General features: G+C 61.3%; 15 protein-coding genes and 1 riboswitch. Of the genes, 9 read left to right on the top strand and 6 right to left on the bottom strand.

The genetic code is table 11. The features are described from left to right. Window positions 1-88: 88 nt before the first annotated feature. From relA to H0I86_RS23070, 3 genes are all read left to right on the top strand, one after another. Window positions 89-2,332 carry a GTP diphosphokinase gene (relA, locus tag H0I86_RS23080; protein WP_081360111.1) on the top strand — a complete coding sequence of 748 codons (2,244 nt, stop codon included), beginning with the start codon at window positions 89-91 and terminating at the stop codon, window positions 2,330-2,332. A gap of 65 nt (window positions 2,333-2,397) precedes the next feature. Then, window positions 2,398-3,231 (top strand): nucleoside triphosphate pyrophosphohydrolase, encoded by an 834-nt coding sequence (gene mazG / locus H0I86_RS23075; protein ID WP_180922323.1) that lies wholly within the window; start codon window positions 2,398-2,400, stop codon window positions 3,229-3,231. A 27-nt stretch (window positions 3,232-3,258) separates the two neighbouring features. Then, window positions 3,259-3,798, top strand: a complete 540-nt coding sequence (locus H0I86_RS23070) for a DUF2058 domain-containing protein (RefSeq protein ID WP_009045116.1) — start codon at window positions 3,259-3,261, stop codon at window positions 3,796-3,798. Window positions 3,799-3,892: 94 nt separating this feature from the next. On the opposite strand, the gene H0I86_RS23065 is transcribed toward H0I86_RS23070, so the two are convergent. The 4 genes from H0I86_RS23065 to purM form a co-directional block, all read right to left on the bottom strand. After that, entirely contained in the window at window positions 3,893-4,081 is a 189-nt protein-coding gene (locus H0I86_RS23065; protein WP_180922322.1) for a hypothetical protein, read from the bottom strand. Window positions 4,082-4,411: 330 nt separating this feature from the next. Beyond that, entirely contained in the window at window positions 4,412-5,125 is a 714-nt protein-coding gene (locus tag H0I86_RS23060; protein WP_007927772.1) for a DUF3108 domain-containing protein, read from the bottom strand. A gap of 8 nt (window positions 5,126-5,133) precedes the next feature. Further along, on the bottom strand, window positions 5,134-5,784 hold the full coding sequence (purN, locus tag H0I86_RS23055; RefSeq protein ID WP_180922321.1) for a phosphoribosylglycinamide formyltransferase: 651 nt from the start codon (window positions 5,782-5,784) through the stop codon (window positions 5,134-5,136). An 11-nt stretch (window positions 5,785-5,795) separates the two neighbouring features. Next, the gene (gene purM / locus H0I86_RS23050) at window positions 5,796-6,854 is read right to left on the bottom strand and encodes a phosphoribosylformylglycinamidine cyclo-ligase (protein WP_009050270.1); all 1,059 of its coding nucleotides are present in this window, start codon (window positions 6,852-6,854) and stop codon (window positions 5,796-5,798) included. 386 nt (window positions 6,855-7,240) lie between these two features. Between purM and H0I86_RS23045 the strand changes: the two genes are divergently transcribed. The 6 genes from H0I86_RS23045 (at window position 7,241) to H0I86_RS23020 (ending at window position 12,542) form a co-directional block, all read left to right on the top strand. Then, window positions 7,241-8,278 carry a DUF2066 domain-containing protein gene (locus tag H0I86_RS23045; protein ID WP_180922320.1) on the top strand — a complete coding sequence of 346 codons (1,038 nt, stop codon included), beginning with the start codon at window positions 7,241-7,243 and terminating at the stop codon, window positions 8,276-8,278. A gap of 36 nt (window positions 8,279-8,314) precedes the next feature. After that, on the top strand, window positions 8,315-9,388 hold the full coding sequence (locus tag H0I86_RS23040; RefSeq protein WP_180922319.1) for an AI-2E family transporter: 1,074 nt from the start codon (window positions 8,315-8,317) through the stop codon (window positions 9,386-9,388). 227 nt (window positions 9,389-9,615) lie between these two features. Further along, window positions 9,616-10,320, top strand: a complete 705-nt coding sequence (gene hda, locus H0I86_RS23035; protein ID WP_007898944.1) for a DnaA regulatory inactivator Hda — start codon at window positions 9,616-9,618, stop codon at window positions 10,318-10,320. 214 nt (window positions 10,321-10,534) lie between these two features. Beyond that, window positions 10,535-11,155 (top strand): C40 family peptidase, encoded by a 621-nt coding sequence (locus tag H0I86_RS23030; protein ID WP_038576846.1) that lies wholly within the window; start codon window positions 10,535-10,537, stop codon window positions 11,153-11,155. 165 nt (window positions 11,156-11,320) lie between these two features. Further along, window positions 11,321-11,854, top strand: coding sequence for a C40 family peptidase (locus tag H0I86_RS23025; RefSeq protein WP_180922318.1), 534 nt, complete (start codon window positions 11,321-11,323; stop codon window positions 11,852-11,854). 25 nt (window positions 11,855-11,879) lie between these two features. Further along, window positions 11,880-12,542: a class I SAM-dependent methyltransferase gene (locus tag H0I86_RS23020; RefSeq protein WP_180922317.1), complete on the top strand. Its 663-nt coding sequence runs from the start codon at window positions 11,880-11,882 to the stop codon at window positions 12,540-12,542. A gap of 2 nt (window positions 12,543-12,544) precedes the next feature. Here the strand turns inward: H0I86_RS23020 and H0I86_RS23015 are convergent, their stop codons facing one another. Then, complete coding sequence (locus H0I86_RS23015; RefSeq protein ID WP_180922316.1) at window positions 12,545-13,864, bottom strand: PQQ-dependent sugar dehydrogenase; 1,320 nt, start codon at window positions 13,862-13,864, stop codon at window positions 12,545-12,547. A 72-nt stretch (window positions 13,865-13,936) separates the two neighbouring features. After that, on the bottom strand, window positions 13,937-14,518 hold the full coding sequence (locus tag H0I86_RS23010) for a hypothetical protein (RefSeq protein ID WP_180922315.1): 582 nt from the start codon (window positions 14,516-14,518) through the stop codon (window positions 13,937-13,939). Between the two features lie 171 nt (window positions 14,519-14,689). Next, a riboswitch (cobalamin riboswitch) is annotated at window positions 14,690-14,925 on the top strand. Window positions 14,926-14,964: the final 39 nt, after the last annotated feature.

Below are 14,964 nucleotides of genomic sequence, written 5' to 3'. Positions count from 1 at the left end.
AGCACTCGCCGGCCCAGCGAGGAAATACTGGCAGTAAAGGTCAGCGATTTGACGCATTGAATGTGCGTCGTAGGGAAGGTAAAGCAAGATGGTACAGGTGAGAGCGCACCAGCCGATCAACACCGACGGCAGTATCAATCTCGAGGCGTGGCTCGATCATGCAGTCAGCGTCGACATGGCACTGGACCGTGAAGCCTTGAAAGAAGCCTGCGAGTTCGCTCGTGAGGCAGAGTTACAACACATCGCCGCGAAGAATCTCAGCGGCGAAGATATGTCGAGTTTCAGCACCGGCCTCGAGATCGCGGAGATCCTCGCCGACCTCAAGCTGGATCAGGACTCGCTGGTGGCCGCGGTACTCTACCGTGGCGTCCGTGAAGGCCAGATCCCGCTGCCGGCTGTCAGCCAGCGCTTCGGTCCGGTGGTGGCCAAGCTGATCGACGGCGTGCTGCGCATGGCGGCGATCAGCGCCAGCTTGAGCCCCCGCCAATCCCTCGTGCTCGGCACCCAGGCCCAGGTGGAAAACCTGCGCAAGATGCTAGTGGCGATGGTCGATGACGTGCGTGTGGCACTGATCAAGCTGGCCGAGCGGACCTGCGCGATTCGTGCAGTGAAAAACGCCGACGACGAGAAGCGCAACCGGGTTGCCCGGGAAGTCTTCGACATCTACGCACCGCTGGCGCATCGCCTCGGTATCGGTCATATCAAGTGGGAGCTGGAGGATCTGTCCTTCCGTTACCTGGAGCCTGAGCAGTACAAGCAGATCGCCAAGTTGCTGCACGAGCGGCGCCTTGATCGTGAGCGCTTCATCTCCGATGTGATGAACCAGCTGCAGAACGAACTGCAGGCCACCGGCGTCGACGCCGACATCAGCGGCCGGGCCAAACACATCTATTCGATCTGGCGCAAAATGCAGCGCAAGGGCCTGGAGTTCAGCCAGATCTACGACGTGCGCGCGGTGCGCGTGCTGGTCCCGGAAATGCGCGACTGCTATACCGCGCTGGGGATCGTCCACACGCTGTGGCGGCACATTCCGAAAGAGTTCGACGACTACATCGCCAACCCCAAGGAGAACGGTTACCGCTCGCTGCACACGGCGGTCATCGGCCCTGAGGGCAAGGTCCTGGAAGTGCAGATCCGTACCCACGCTATGCACGAAGAGGCCGAGCTGGGGGTCTGCGCCCACTGGCGCTACAAGGGCACCGACGTCAAATCCGGCTCCAACCACTACGAAGAGAAAATCTCCTGGCTGCGTCAGGTGCTTGAGTGGCATGAAGAGCTGGGGGATATCGGCGGCCTGGCCGAGCAACTGCGGGTGGATATCGAGCCGGACCGGGTCTACATCTTCACCCCCGACGGCCACGCCATCGACTTGCCGAAAGGCGCGACGCCGCTGGACTTCGCTTACCGGGTGCACACCGAGATCGGTCACAACTGCCGGGGCGCGAAGATCAACGGGCGCATCGTACCGCTCAACTACAGCCTGCAGACCGGCGAGCAGGTCGAGATCATCACCAGCAAGCACGGCACGCCGAGCCGCGACTGGCTGAACCCGAACCTGGGGTATGTCACCACCTCGCGGGCACGGGCGAAGATCGTCCACTGGTTCAAGCTGCAGGCGCGCGATCAGAACGTGGCGGCGGGCAAGACCCTGCTCGAGCGCGAACTCAATCGCCTCGATCTGCCACAGGTGGATTTCGACAAACTGGCCGACAAGGCCAACATGAAAACCGCCGAGGACATGTTTGCCGCCCTGGGTGCGGGCGACCTGCGCCTGGCGCAACTGGTCAACCTGGCGCAGCAACTGGTGGAGCCGGAGCGCGGCAATGAACAGCTGGAGCTGATCCCGCGCAAGGCCACCGGCTACAAGCCAGGCAAGCGCGGCGACATCCAGATCCAGGGCGTCGGCAACCTGCTGACCCAGATGGCCGGCTGCTGCCAGCCGCTGCCGGGGGATGCGATCGTCGGTTACATCACCCAGGGCCGCGGGGTGAGCATTCACCGCCAGGACTGCGCCTCGGTGCTGCAGCTGGCTGGCCGCGAGCCGGAGCGGATCATCCAGGTCAGCTGGGGCCCGGTGCCGGTGCAGACCTACCCGGTGGACATCATCATTCGCGCCTACGACCGCTCCGGTCTGCTGCGTGACGTGTCCCAGGTGCTGCTCAACGAGCGGATCAACGTGCTGGCGGTCAATACCCGCTCGAACAAGGAGGACAACACTGCGTTGATGTCCCTGACCATCGAGATTCCGGGGCTGGACGCGCTGGGGCGGTTGCTGGGGCGTATTTCCCAGTTGCCGAATATCATCGAGACCCGCCGTAACCGTACCCCTTGAAGATGGCCCGACACTGCGGGAGCAAGTCAGCTTGCTCCCGCAGGGGGCGCTAACGAGAGTTGCCGATGTACAGCCTTGAAGACCTGTTGCACCTGATGGCACGGCTGCGGGATCCGCAGTACGGCTGCCCTTGGGATATCAAGCAGACCTACGCCACCATCGTTCCCCACACCCTGGAAGAAGCCTACGAAGTGGCCGATGCCATCGAGCGGGGCGATTTCGAGCATTTGCAGGGCGAGTTGGGCGATCTGCTGTTCCAGGTGGTGTATTACAGCCAGCTGGCGCGGGAGGAAGGGCGTTTCGAGTTCGACGGCGTGGTCGACAGCATCACCCGCAAGCTGATCCGTCGCCATCCCCATGTATTCCCTACCGGGGATCTATACGCGCCGCTGGATACCCCGCAGCTGGATGAAGAGCAGGTCAAGCAGCGTTGGGAGGAGATCAAGGCCGAGGAGCGCGCCGAGAAGTCGACGCAGCCTTTGCAATTGTCCTTGCTCGACGATGTGCCCGCGGCGCTGCCGGCCCTGTCTCGTTCGGCCAAGTTGCAAAAGCGCGCGGCCCAGGTCGGTTTTGACTGGCCGGACGCCTTGCCGGTGGTGGACAAGATCCGTGAAGAGCTCGATGAAGTGCTCGAAGCCATGTCCGAGAATGACCCGCAGGCGATCGCCGACGAGGTGGGCGACCTGCTGTTCGCCGTGGTCAACCTGGCCCGGCATCTGAAGGTCGATCCGGAAACCACCTTGCGTGGCGCCAATGCCAAGTTCGAGCGGCGCTTTCGATTTATCGAGCAGGCATTGCGCGATACCCGCCGACCCATGGAAGATTGCACCCTCGAAGAGTTGGACGCCTTGTGGGGCGAAGCCAAACGTCAGGAAAAGAATTTGCCCAGCTGTGGCTGAGGCTGTTGCCTAAGTGAGTGAGCACCAATGAGCCTTTCCCTTCGCGACCAGTTGCTCAAAGCAGGGCTGGTCAACCAAAAGCAGGCCAAACAGGTCAGCAAAGAGAAACAGAAGCAGCAACGCCTGGCCCACAAAGGCCAGATCGAACTGGACGATAGCCAGCAGCGGGCGGCCCAGGAAGCCATGGCCGAGAAGGTCAAACGCGATCAGGAGCTCAACCGCCAGCAGCAGGAGAAGGCCGAGCAGAAGGCCCGTGCCGCGCAGATCAAGCAACTGATCGAAGTGTCGCGCCTGCCAAAGCTGACCACCGAGGACTACTACAACTTCGTCGACGACAAGAAGGTCAAGCGCCTGTCGGTGAACACCCTGATGCGCAACAAGCTGAGCAGCGGCTCGCTGGCCATCGTGCATCATGCCGGCGGTTATGAAGTCATCCCACGGGAAGCCGCGCTGAAGATCCAGGAGCGCGATCCACGGCGCATCGTTCAGCTCAACACGCCGACCGAGGCGCCGGACGAGGACGATCCATACGCGGCCTACCAGATCCCTGACGATCTGATGTGGTAAACCCGCAGAAACAACAAACCCCGCCATGAGCGGGGTTTGTTGTTTCTGAAGCGGCTACCGATGCGTGGCGGCAGCCGCGGCAGTCAGTGTGAGGTCAGGAGCTTTGCGGTGCGCGGTTCTGCTCCAGCTTCTCCAGTTCGGCCTTGTAATCATGGGCATCGCTCTCGGAATGAAACATTCCCACCAGCAAGTCTTGTTGATGCACGTCCCAGATCCGTACACCTGCGGCTACGCCTTCATGGGACATGTGTGAATCGTCGCGTTCAGTTACTTTTACAGTCATCTGCTAGCTCCAATCTCTATTGATCTGCAGCAAGGCGTGTGCAGGACTTCGTTATATATTTTGTTAGCTGGCTAAGTAAATTGCTTTCAAATGCAACAATCTTTTGCAGATTTCGAAACAGTCCCGCAGGCCGCGGAAATTGTGGCATTCGGTCGCAGGGGCCGGAGTTTCATGACAAAAGTTTCATGTTGGGCGGCTGTTGTGCCGGGCATTTTTTGCTCGGCGAGCGAGCCTGCCGGGTCGCCAGGAGGGCTGTGCTTGAGCGGCCAAATAGAAACACCAGGCGAAAAAAAGCCCCGCATCGGCGGGGCTTTTTTATTGTCGTGCGGCTTAGCTGCCTTTGACGGTCTTGCCGTTGACGGTGCCGTTCAGGAGCATGATGTTGTACTCCTTGCCGTCGGTTTCGACCTGTTGCAGGCGAACCAGCAGGTAATCCCAGTCCTTGGCGAACCACATGACGGTGATGCGTTTGCTTTGTGTCGGGTCGCGCACGCGCTCGACCTTGATCGCATCGATCTGGCCGGCCTTGGTGTCGACTTTTTCCGAACCCAGGACGCGGAAGTCGTAGGTGTCGACTTCGCCATCATCGACGACCTGATAGCTCATGCTTTTCTTGCCGGCGGCCACATCGTGCTGCAGGGCGAGCTGGTAGGTGGATTTGTCGACCATGCCGCGATTGAGCGGGATCTTGACCGCATCGCCGCGATCGGTACCGGTGACCATCTTGGCGTTCCAGTCGAAGTCCAGGTCGGCCTTCTTGGCCTTGCCCAGGCCGCCGCGCTCGAAGTGATAGGACTGCGGCAGCAGGGTGTCCTTGTCCAGCGTCAGGGTGCTTTCTTCAGTCAGGCTGGCGATCATCATCGAAGCCTTGAAGCTCAGCTTCCAGGTGCCGTCGCCTTTCTTTTCCAGGCTGCGTTCGGCGGTACCGCTCATCGGCAGCTGTTTCCAGTCGGCGGTATAGCTGGCGGAGAAGGGTTGAAGGTCCGCAGCCTGCGCGAAAGGCAGGGCGAGCAGAGCACAAGCGAAGAGCAGGGCGCGACGCATAAAATCTCCTAATTACGAATCAAGTGGCCACTGGCGGCCAGCAACTGACCATCCAGTAAAGCACCCTGTTCGCCGAGTGTGAGTCGACCTTCGGCAAACCAGCGTACGGCCATCGGGTAAATCCGGTGTTCCTGGGCGTGGACCCGCTGCGCCAGGCTTTGCGGCGAGTCGTGCAACTCTACCGGGATCACTGCCTGTACGACCAGTGGTCCGCCATCGAGTTCCTCTGTCACAAAGTGCACGCTGCAGCCGTGCTCGGTGTCTCCGGCCTCCAGCGCTCGCTGATGAGTGTGTAACCCTTTGTATTTGGGTAGCAGCGAAGGATGGATATTGAGCAGGCGACCCTGATAGTGCCGAACGAAATCCGCGCTGAGAATGCGCATGAATCCGGCAAGCACCACGAGCTTGGGCTGGAAGGCGTCGATCAGTTCGATCAGCGCGGCATCGAAGGCCTCGCGGCCTTCGAATGCCTTGTGATCGAGGGCGCGGGTATCGATCCCCGCGTCCTGGGCGCGCTGCAGGCCATAGGCATCGGCGCGATTGGAGATCACCGCGCGGATGCGTACCGGGCTGTCGTCGGCCCGGGTACTGTCGATCAGGGCCTGCAAGTTGCTGCCGGTACCGGACAACAGCACCACTACATCACAGGTGGCTGGCATCGGCTCTTGCATCAATGTGCCTTGAGGTTTTTCAGCTCGACCTGGGCCGCGCCTTCGGCGGCGCTAGCGATCTGACCAATGACCCAAGGCTGTTCGCCGGCTTCGCGCAGGACGTTCAGGGCGCTTTCAACGTGCTCCTGAGCCACGCAGATCACCATGCCCACGCCGCAGTTCAGCACGCGGTGCATTTCGTGTTCTTCGACGTTGCCCTTCTCTTGCAGCCAGTCGAATACCGCCGGACGCTGCCAGCTGGCCACGTCGACCACGGCCTGGGCGCCTTTTGGCAGAACGCGCGGGATGTTGTCCAGCAGGCCGCCGCCAGTGATGTGGGCCATGGCCTTGACCGCACCAGTGTCCTTGATCAGCTTGAGCAGTGGCTTGACGTAGATGCGGGTCGGGGCCATCAGCAGTTCGGTCAGCGGCTTGCCGTCGAGCTGGACGGTTTCGATGTCGGCGCCGGAGACTTCGATGATCTTGCGGATCAGCGAGTAGCCGTTGGAGTGCGGACCGGAAGACGGCAGGGCGAGCAGGGCGTCGCCGGTGGCCACCTTGGAGCCGTCGATGATCTCGGCTTTTTCCACCACGCCGACGCAGAAGCCGGCCAGGTCGTAGTCTTCGCCTTCGTACATGCCTGGCATTTCAGCGGTTTCACCGCCAACCAGGGAGCAGCCAGCCAGTTCGCAGCCGGCACCGATGCCGGTGACCACGGTGGCGGCGACATCGACATTCAGCTTGCCGGTGGCGTAGTAGTCGAGGAAGAACAGCGGCTCGGCACCGCAGACCACCAGGTCGTTGACGCACATGGCGACCAGGTCCTGGCCGATGCTGTCGTGCTTGTTCAGGTTCAGTGCCAGGCGCAGCTTGGTACCCACGCCGTCGGTGCCGGAGACCAGTACCGGCTGCTTGTAGCCGGCCGGGATTTCGCAGAGGGCGCCGAAACCGCCCAGGCCGCCCATGACTTCCGGGCGCGCAGTGCGCTTGGCGACGCTCTTGATGCGTTCGACCAATGCTTCACCGGCGTCGATGTCTACACCGGCGTCTTTGTAGCTCAGGGAGGGTTGCTTGCTCATGATCCAGGCCTTTAGGGGGGATTCAGGGGGGTATCGACCGAGTCCAGGGAGGCCATTGAAACAGTCGCGGCGGCAATGCCGCGCAATCATTTCAGCGACCCCGGCTGTTGCCGGTCTGCGAAGGCGCGCGATTTTATCAGGCTTGAGGTGTAGCGGCCATCCTCGTGCCGACGGGCAGGGCATATCCGTTTAAAAAAACTGCAATTGCGTGTGTCGATCGCGTCGCTCAGGGCTGTATAAGGTATAGCCTTGTACCCGCTGTCGTTATGACAGCACGAAAACTTCCATCGATCGGGTGAATGTTTGCCTGGGCTTTGTGGTCACAGCCTGGGTCAATCCTGTTCATGCGGTCCGTTCCAGCCGCCTTTTGTCGTCGGGAATCCTCCATGCGTTTGTACAAATTTCTTTTCGTGGGCTGTTTGTCATTGGTCAGCCTGGCGAGTCATGCCGAAACCCTCAATAACCTGTATCAGGTCCGCGAACCGGTCAGCAGTCAGGCCCCTGGCGAGCGCGATCAGGCCACCCAGCGGGCCCTGGAAACCCTGGTGCTGCGCCTGACCGGCGATAGCAAAGCCTTGCAGAATCCGGGGTTGGCGGCGATCCGCAAGGACCCGCAGCAGATCATCAGCCAGTACGGCTACGACGCCGGTCCTCCCGAGAGCCTGCAGGTCGACTTCGATCCGGCCAGCACCGATCGGGCGTTGCGCCAGGCTGGCCTGTCGCTGTGGGGCAGTAATCGTCCATCGATTCTCGGTTGGTGGCTGACCGACTCCAGCGAAGGTTCCAGCCTGGTCGGCGATGGCCAGGCCAGTGCCACGCCTTTGCGCCGTGCAGCCCTGCATCGCGGCTTGCCACTGCGTTTGCCGTTGGCTGACCTGAACGAACAGATCGTCGCCACGGCTCCGAATCTCGAAGGTTCTGATCCGGCGCCATTGCGTGCCGCGTCGGAGCGTTACGGCGCGGACGCCCTGCTGGCGGTGCATGCCAGTGAAGAGGGGGGGCAGTGGCAGGCCAAATGGCGCCTGTGGATGGGGGACCAGAAGGAGCAGGACAGCGTCCAGGGAGCCGATGTGCCAGCCTTGGCCGATGCCGTGCTGTTGGCGGTCAGTCAGCGCCTGGCGCCGCGTTTCGTGGTCAAGCCGGGCGCATCCAGCGAGCAGTTGCTGGAAGTGCAGGGCATGAACCTGGAGCGCTACGCGGCATTGGGCCGTTTGCTCGAACCCTTCGGCGGGCGTTTGCAACGCGTCGATGGTGATCGCTCGGTGTACCGGGTCAGCGGCAGTGCCGAGCAATTGCGCGCGCAGCTGAGCCTGGCTCGGTTGCAGGAGGTCCCGGCGGGCGCTGCGCCTGTCCAGCCGGCCGTCGAAGGCGCGACACCAGCGCCCGTGCCTGCACCGGCCGCGCAACTGCATTTTCGCTGGTAGGTTTTCTTTCTTTATATAGAAGCAATGGAGTGGTTCATGGCTGATACGCGTCGATGGGTCTGGTTGGGTGGGTTGGTCCTGCTCGGTGGTTTTGTGTACCTGTTGCATCCGATCCTGACGCCGTTCCTGGTGGCCTTGCTGTTGGCCTATCTGTTCGATCCTCTGGTGGACCGCCTGGAAAAGCTCGGCTTGTCGCGCACCTGGGGCGTGGTGGCGGTATTTGCCCTGTTCACCCTGATCGTCATGGCGTTGTTGCTGGTGCTGGTGCCTATGCTCGCCAAGCAACTGCTGCGTCTGTACGAACTGGCGCCGCAGATGCTCGATTGGTTGCAGCACACGGCGATGCCCTGGGCGCAGTCCAAGCTGGGCTTGTCCGATGGTTTCTGGAAGTTCGACAAGGTCAAGGCGGCGATCAGCGAGCACATGGGGCAGACCACCGATATCGTCGGCGTGGTCCTGAGCCAGGCAACGGCCTCCAGCCTGGCGCTGATCGGCTGGCTGGCCAACCTGGTGCTGATTCCGGTGGTCAGCTTTTACCTGCTGCGCGACTGGGACCTGATGATGGCGAAGATCCGCAGCCTGTTGCCCCGTGATCGCGAGGAGCGGGTGGTGGCGCTGGCCGGGGAATGCCACGAAGTGCTGGGGGCGTTCGTCCGTGGTCAGCTGCTGGTGATGGTTGCCCTGGGAATGATTTATGCCGCCGGCCTGATGCTGGTCGGGTTGGAGCTGGGGCTGCTGATCGGCCTGATTGCCGGCCTGGCGGCGATTGTGCCGTACATGGGCTTTGTCATCGGTATCGGCGCGGCACTGATTGCCGGATTGTTCCAGTTCGGCGGCGACCTGTACCCGATGATCGGCATCGTGGCGGTGTTCATGGTTGGCCAGGCCCTGGAGGGCATGGTGCTGACCCCCTTGCTGGTAGGCGATCGGATCGGCCTGCATCCGGTGGCGGTGATCTTCGCGATTCTCGCGGGGGGTGAGCTATTCGGGTTCACCGGCATCCTGCTGGCTTTGCCGGTGGCGGCGGTGGTCATGGTGCTGGTGCGCCATGTGCACGACCTGTACAAGGATTCGGACATCTATAGCGGTATAGAAGAGTCCGAGCTGTAGCGACCCTTGTTTGCATTTCGGGGTACCCGCGTTTCGGGCAGGTGCCTCGGAGAGTCTTTACAGCTGTCACATCCACCGTCAAAGAACCCCCCGTGATTTCATCAGGCTAACGCAAACCTTTGATTTTGCTTGTGGTCTGTTGCATTGTGCGCCCGGCGTCACGGGTATAAACTTTGCAAACTTTACACAGAGGCCACTAACGGTTTGTTTGGAACTGTTCAGTCAGCATGAAACCGATTCAGCTGCCCCTAGGTGTGCGTCTGCGTGATGACGCCACCTTCATCAACTACTACCCAGGCGCCAATGCCGCTGCACTCGGCTATGTCGAGCGGCTTTGCGAAGCCGACGCCGGCTGGACCGAAAGCCTGATCTACCTCTGGGGCAAGGATGGGGTAGGGCGTACGCACTTGCTGCAGGCGGCCTGCCTGCGGTTTGAGCAGTTGGGGGAGCCAGCGGTCTACTTGCCCCTGGCGGAATTGCTGGATCGCGGCATCGAAATCCTCGACAACCTGGAACAGTACGAACTGGTTTGCCTGGACGACTTGCAAGCAGTGGCGGGCAAGGCCGACTGGGAAGAGGCGCTGTTTCATCTGTTCAACCGCCTGCGTGACAGCGGCCGGCGCCTGTTGATCGCGGCTTCGACCTCTCCCCGGGAGTTGCCGGTGAAGCTGGCGGACCTCAAGTCCCGGTTGACCCTGGCGCTGATCTTCCAGATGCGTCCGCTCTCCGACGAAGACAAATTGCGTGCATTGCAGTTGCGCGCCTCGCGTCGCGGGCTGCACCTGACCGACGAAGTCGGGCACTTTATCCTGACCCGCGGCACCCGCAGCATGAGCGCCTTGTTCGAGCTGTTGGAGCGCCTCGACCAGGCGTCCTTGCAGGCTCAGCGCAAGCTGACCATTCCCTTCCTCAAAGAAACCCTGGGCTGGTAAAACCGCGGGTGGCAGTGGCTTTTTGGTATATTTCAGGCGCCAGAAAACCCGCATCTGGAAGCGGTTCCACAGGCGCGTGCGTTTAAAATGGGCTTAAGGCCTTAGATGTTGAGTGGAAACCGATAAGTCACATTTCAATCGATTGAATTTGCAAATTAGAGCGATAGAAGGCATAGTCGCGGCTTCTTTATAACTTTAAGCCACGGTCGTGCCCATGCTGAAGCGCTTCGCACCCCTCGTGCCTCTTGCACTCGTTACCCTGTTGTTTGGTTGCGCCACCCACTCTCCGGTGAGCCAACAAGAGCAGCAACAGGTTCAAAACTCTTCAAAAGCCCAGTCTTCCGCTATTTTCCAGGAAGAGCTGGCAACCGAAAAAGAACTCGCCGAGTTCGCTGACAGCAAGCCTTACCAACTGCCAGTCTTGGCTGACAGTATCCTCGAGCGTGGCATGTCCCTGATCGGTACCCGTTACCGTTTCGGCGGTACCTCTGAAGCCGGTTTCGATTGCAGCGGTTTCATCGGCTACCTGTTCCGTGAAGAGGCCGGCATGAATCTGCCGCGCTCCACCCGTGAAATGATCAACGTTGACGCTCCGCTGGTTGCACGTAACAAGCTGCAGCCGGGCGACCTGTTGTTCTTCGCCACCAATGGCCGCCGCGGTCGCGTAAGCCACGCAGGCATCTATCTGGGCGATGACCAGTTCATCCATTCCAGCAGCCGCCGCAGCGGTGGTGTGCGAGTTGACAGCCTGGGCGACAGCTACTGGAGCAAGACCTTCATCGAAGCCAAACGCGCCCTTGCGATGGCCCCGACCGTGGTCACTGCACGCAAGTAAGCGGACTTTTTGTAAGGTGAAGTTAAAGTCTTACTTGAAGTTTAGCGCGTAGACGCTAGAATCCTGATCTATTGTTGAAAACTAACCGCGTAAGTTCTGCTTACGCGGTTTTGTTTTCGGCCTCACGGCAGAGAAAGCCGCATCCAGATCAGGATTGTTCTGCATATGTCGACGTCGGCCCGCCTCGCATTGATTGTTCTCGCCGCGCTGCTCGGTGCGTGTGCCAGCCGTACCCCGCCACCCGCGCCTGTTGTACGTGCTCCCGTTTTCAATGCTCCCCAGACCTTCTCGCCCGCTGCCGAAGACGTGCTGTTTCGTGCGTTGGGCCTGGTGGGCACGCCTTATCGCTGGGGTGGCAACACACCAGATTCCGGTTTCGATTGCAGTGGCCTGATAGGCTACGTCTATCGCGATGCCGCCGGTATCTCGCTGCCGCGCTCGACCCGCGAAATGATCGGCATGCGTGCGCCGAATGTCGGCAAGGACGCCTTGCAGACCGGCGACCTGATATTTTTTGCCACCAATGGCGGTTCTCAGGTCAGCCACGCGGGCATCTATGTCGGTGAAGGCCGCTTCGTCCATGCACCGGCCACCGGCGGCACGGTGAAGCTGGACAGCCTGTCCAAGGCCTATTGGCAAAAAGCCTACCTGAGCGCCAAGCGCGTGCTGCAGCCAGAGCATCTGGCGCACAACCCTTAGGTCCTATCTCAATGTCGAGGTTGCCATGACCGCCCGTACCCTCAACCTCGACGACGCCCTCTATCACTACCTGCTCGACGTTTCCCTGCGTGAAACGCCGCTGCTGCGCCGTCTGCGCGACGAAACCCAGGCGCTGCCCATGGCGCGCTGGCAGGTGGCGCCCGAGCAGGGGCAGTTCCTCGCCTTGCTGGTCAAGCTTATCGGTGCCCGGCGTGTGCTGGAGGTGGGGACCTTCACCGGCTACAGCGCCTTGTCCATGGCCGCGGCCTTGCCGGACGATGGCCAGTTGATCTGTTGTGACATCCCGGGCGACTACAACGCCACCGCGCGCCGCTACTGGCAGGAAGCAGGTGTCGCCGGGCGGATCGAGTTGCGCCTGGCGCCGGCCCTGGAGACCTTGGCCAGCATTGAGCGGGAGGAAGGCGAGGGTGGTTTCGACCTGGTCTTCATCGACGCCGACAAGGCCAATTACCCGGCTTATCTGGAAAGTGCCCTGCGCCTGCTGCGCGTGGGCGGGCTGGCGGTGTTCGATAACACGCTGTGGAGCGGTCGGGTGCTGGAGGAGAATCCCCAGAGCGAAGACACCCGGGCCATCCAGGCACTCAATCGTGCCTTGAAGGATGACCCGCGTGTCGACTTGTCGCTGCTGCCCCTGGGGGATGGCTTGACCCTGTGTCGCAAGCGCTGAACCTATTGCGCCTTGGCTGCTGACACACGCCAGACCTTGTTGCCGACATCATCGGCCACCAGCAGATCCCCTTGCTTGTCGATCACTACGCCGACCGGCCGGCCCATGGCTTTCTCGTCGGCACTGAGGAAGCCGGTCAGTACGTCCACCGGTTGGCCCACCGGCTTGCCATTGGCGAAGGGCACGAAGATCACCTTGTAGCCGCTGTGGGGCTTGCGGTTCCACGAGCCATGCTGGCCGATGAACACGCCTTGGGTGAACGGCGCCGGCAGCTTGCTGCCTTCGGCGAATGCCAGGCCGAGGGAGGCGGTATGCGGGCCGACGGCATAATCCGGAGCGATGGCCTTGGCCACCAGGGTCGGGTTCTGCGGAGTGACTCGCACATCCACATGCTGGCCGTAGTAACTGTATGGCCAGCCATAGAATGCGCCATCCTTGACCGAGGTGATGTAGTCCGGCACCAGGTCGCTGCCGATCTCGTCGCGCTCGTTGACCGCGGTCCACAGCTGGCCACTTTGCGGCTCCCAGGCCATGCCGTTGGGGTTGCGCAGGCCGGAGGCGAAAATCCGTTGCTTGCCGGTGGCGCGGTCGACTTCCCAGATGGCGGCGCGACCTTCCTCCTGGCCCATGCCGTTTTCACCGACGTTGCTGTTGGAGCCGACCGTGACGTACAGCTTGCTGCCGTCCTTGCTGGCAATCACGTTTTTGGTCCAGTGGTGGTTCAGCTTGCCGCCAGGCAGGTCGACCACCTTGGTCGGCTGGGCGCTGATCTTGGTGTCGCCGTCCTTGTAGGGGAAGCGCAGCAGGCGATCGGTGTCGGCGACGTACAGGTCATTGCCCACCAGGGTCATGCCGAACGGCGAGTTGAGGTTTTCCAGGAACACCGTGCGGGTTTCCGCCACGCCATCGTGATCCTTGTCCCGCAGCAGGGTGATGCGGTTCGGGCTGGGCACGCCGGCCCCGGCGCGGCTCATGATCTTGCTGGCGATCCAGCCACGAATACCTTTGCCGTCATCGGGGGAGGGTGGGGCATTGGTCTCCGCCACCAGTACGTCGCCATTGGGCAGCACGTACAGCCAGCGCGGATGCTCCAGGCCTTCGGCAAATGCGGCCACCTGGGTGCCGGCGGCGGCCACTGGTTTGGTGCCTTGTGGCCAGCCGATCGCGGGCGCGATGTTCACGGTCGGGAACAGGGTCTTGTTCGGTTCGGGCAGTTTCGGCGAGGGGCCGGTGCCGTCGGAGACCTGGAGGGTGGAGGTTTCGCCGCAGGCGGCAAGGCCTGCGGCGACGGCGATAAGGATTGCGTATCGAAGCTTGAGCATGCTGATTTCCCTATGAATGCACGAAGTCGGTGTAGTCATAGAGAAGCACAGATGGACGATGCTTCCACCTGCTCAGCGTGCTTCCTTGAGCAGCACGGCAACGCCGGGGTGATAGTTGCCGGCTTCGTTGCGCAATTTGCGGTACGCGTAGGGGAAGTACCAGGCCACGGCGCAGCAATGTTCCTTTTGCAGATCGTCGACCATGTCCTGCAGTTCTTCCGGAGTGGCGCTGTGCTGGGTTTTTTGCGGCGTGACGAACAGGCAGCCGAGTTTCAGGTCGCTGGGGTAGCTGGCTTTTTTCGCGTCGCTGGCGGCATCCAGCAACGGTTGGGTCAGGTGCAGGCTGTTGACCCGGGGCCAGCGCTGGGTGGCCTGGATGTAGACACGCTCCTCCTGCGTGGCGATGTACAGGTCGGTGCGGCCGCTGCGGTCGCCGTCCTCGAGCTGTTTTTTGCTCGGTGTGTGTTCCAGGGTGACCATCTCCGCCATCCAGGCCGCCGCCGAGAGCAATCCCAGGTTGGCTTTTTCGTCGAACCAGTAAGGGCTTTCGTTATCGCCGCGCACGGCGTTGTAGCGGTCGATGCAATCGAACCAGCGTTCCAGGGCAGGGCGCAGGAATTCCAGTTTCGGATTGCTGATGATCATGCCTTGCATCGGACTTTTCCTATTATTGTTGAGATATTGGAGTTTTTTAACGTGATTATGGCTATTTGATATCACTGCGTTGAGTGTGGCACAAGATTGGCGTCATTTTTCCGATATGGCAGCCATTCGTCGATCTGCCGGGCCCCGGCTTTAATTGACGCTCCACCCCCAACCCTCTAACCTTCGCGACTTGTTTCAGGTGCTCTGTGGCCGCAGGTCGACAGAGTGAAACAGGGAAGCCGGTGAGTACGCGTGCCGAAGGTGCACGCACGACGATTCCGGCGCTGCCCCCGCAACGGTAAGTGAGTCAAGACTGCGCCTGATGCCACTGTGTCGACTGTCGACATGGGAAGGCGCGCAGTTGGGCATCCCAGTCACTCACAAGCCCGGAGACCGGCCTGATCCATCCAACGGCATCACGGTGGGCGATGCCAGGCTTGCGCCGTCTATTCCTA

Origin of the sequence: Pseudomonas chlororaphis subsp. aurantiaca (genome assembly GCF_013466605.1) — a bacterium.
In the GTDB taxonomy this organism is placed as follows: Bacteria; Pseudomonadota; Gammaproteobacteria; order Pseudomonadales; family Pseudomonadaceae; genus Aquipseudomonas; species Aquipseudomonas chlororaphis_I.
The sequence above is the reverse complement of the archived record's forward strand: the minus strand, read 5'-3'. Positions and strand labels throughout refer to the sequence as shown.

What these genes read in the sequence shown, in the direction of transcription:
- H0I86_RS23065 (WP_180922322.1), bottom strand. Translation starts at nt 4,081, where the DNA reads ATGACTGTAAAAGTAACTGAACGCGACGATTCACACATGTCCCATGAA.
- relA (WP_081360111.1), top strand. Translation starts at nt 89, where the DNA reads ATGGTACAGGTGAGAGCGCACCAGCCGATCAACACCGACGGCAGTATC.
- hda (WP_007898944.1), top strand. Translation starts at nt 9,616, where the DNA reads ATGAAACCGATTCAGCTGCCCCTAGGTGTGCGTCTGCGTGATGACGCC.
- H0I86_RS23045 (WP_180922320.1), top strand. Translation starts at nt 7,241, where the DNA reads ATGCGTTTGTACAAATTTCTTTTCGTGGGCTGTTTGTCATTGGTCAGC.
- H0I86_RS23040 (WP_180922319.1), top strand. Translation starts at nt 8,315, where the DNA reads ATGGCTGATACGCGTCGATGGGTCTGGTTGGGTGGGTTGGTCCTGCTC.
- H0I86_RS23015 (WP_180922316.1), bottom strand. Translation starts at nt 13,864, where the DNA reads ATGCTCAAGCTTCGATACGCAATCCTTATCGCCGTCGCCGCAGGCCTT.
- H0I86_RS23025 (WP_180922318.1), top strand. Translation starts at nt 11,321, where the DNA reads ATGTCGACGTCGGCCCGCCTCGCATTGATTGTTCTCGCCGCGCTGCTC.
- H0I86_RS23060 (WP_007927772.1), bottom strand. Translation starts at nt 5,125, where the DNA reads ATGCGTCGCGCCCTGCTCTTCGCTTGTGCTCTGCTCGCCCTGCCTTTC.
- H0I86_RS23030 (WP_038576846.1), top strand. Translation starts at nt 10,535, where the DNA reads ATGCTGAAGCGCTTCGCACCCCTCGTGCCTCTTGCACTCGTTACCCTG.
- purM (WP_009050270.1), bottom strand. Translation starts at nt 6,854, where the DNA reads ATGAGCAAGCAACCCTCCCTGAGCTACAAAGACGCCGGTGTAGACATC.
- H0I86_RS23070 (WP_009045116.1), top strand. Translation starts at nt 3,259, where the DNA reads ATGAGCCTTTCCCTTCGCGACCAGTTGCTCAAAGCAGGGCTGGTCAAC.
- purN (WP_180922321.1), bottom strand. Translation starts at nt 5,784, where the DNA reads ATGCCAGCCACCTGTGATGTAGTGGTGCTGTTGTCCGGTACCGGCAGC.
- H0I86_RS23010 (WP_180922315.1), bottom strand. Translation starts at nt 14,518, where the DNA reads ATGCAAGGCATGATCATCAGCAATCCGAAACTGGAATTCCTGCGCCCT.
- mazG (WP_180922323.1), top strand. Translation starts at nt 2,398, where the DNA reads ATGTACAGCCTTGAAGACCTGTTGCACCTGATGGCACGGCTGCGGGAT.
- H0I86_RS23020 (WP_180922317.1), top strand. Translation starts at nt 11,880, where the DNA reads ATGACCGCCCGTACCCTCAACCTCGACGACGCCCTCTATCACTACCTG.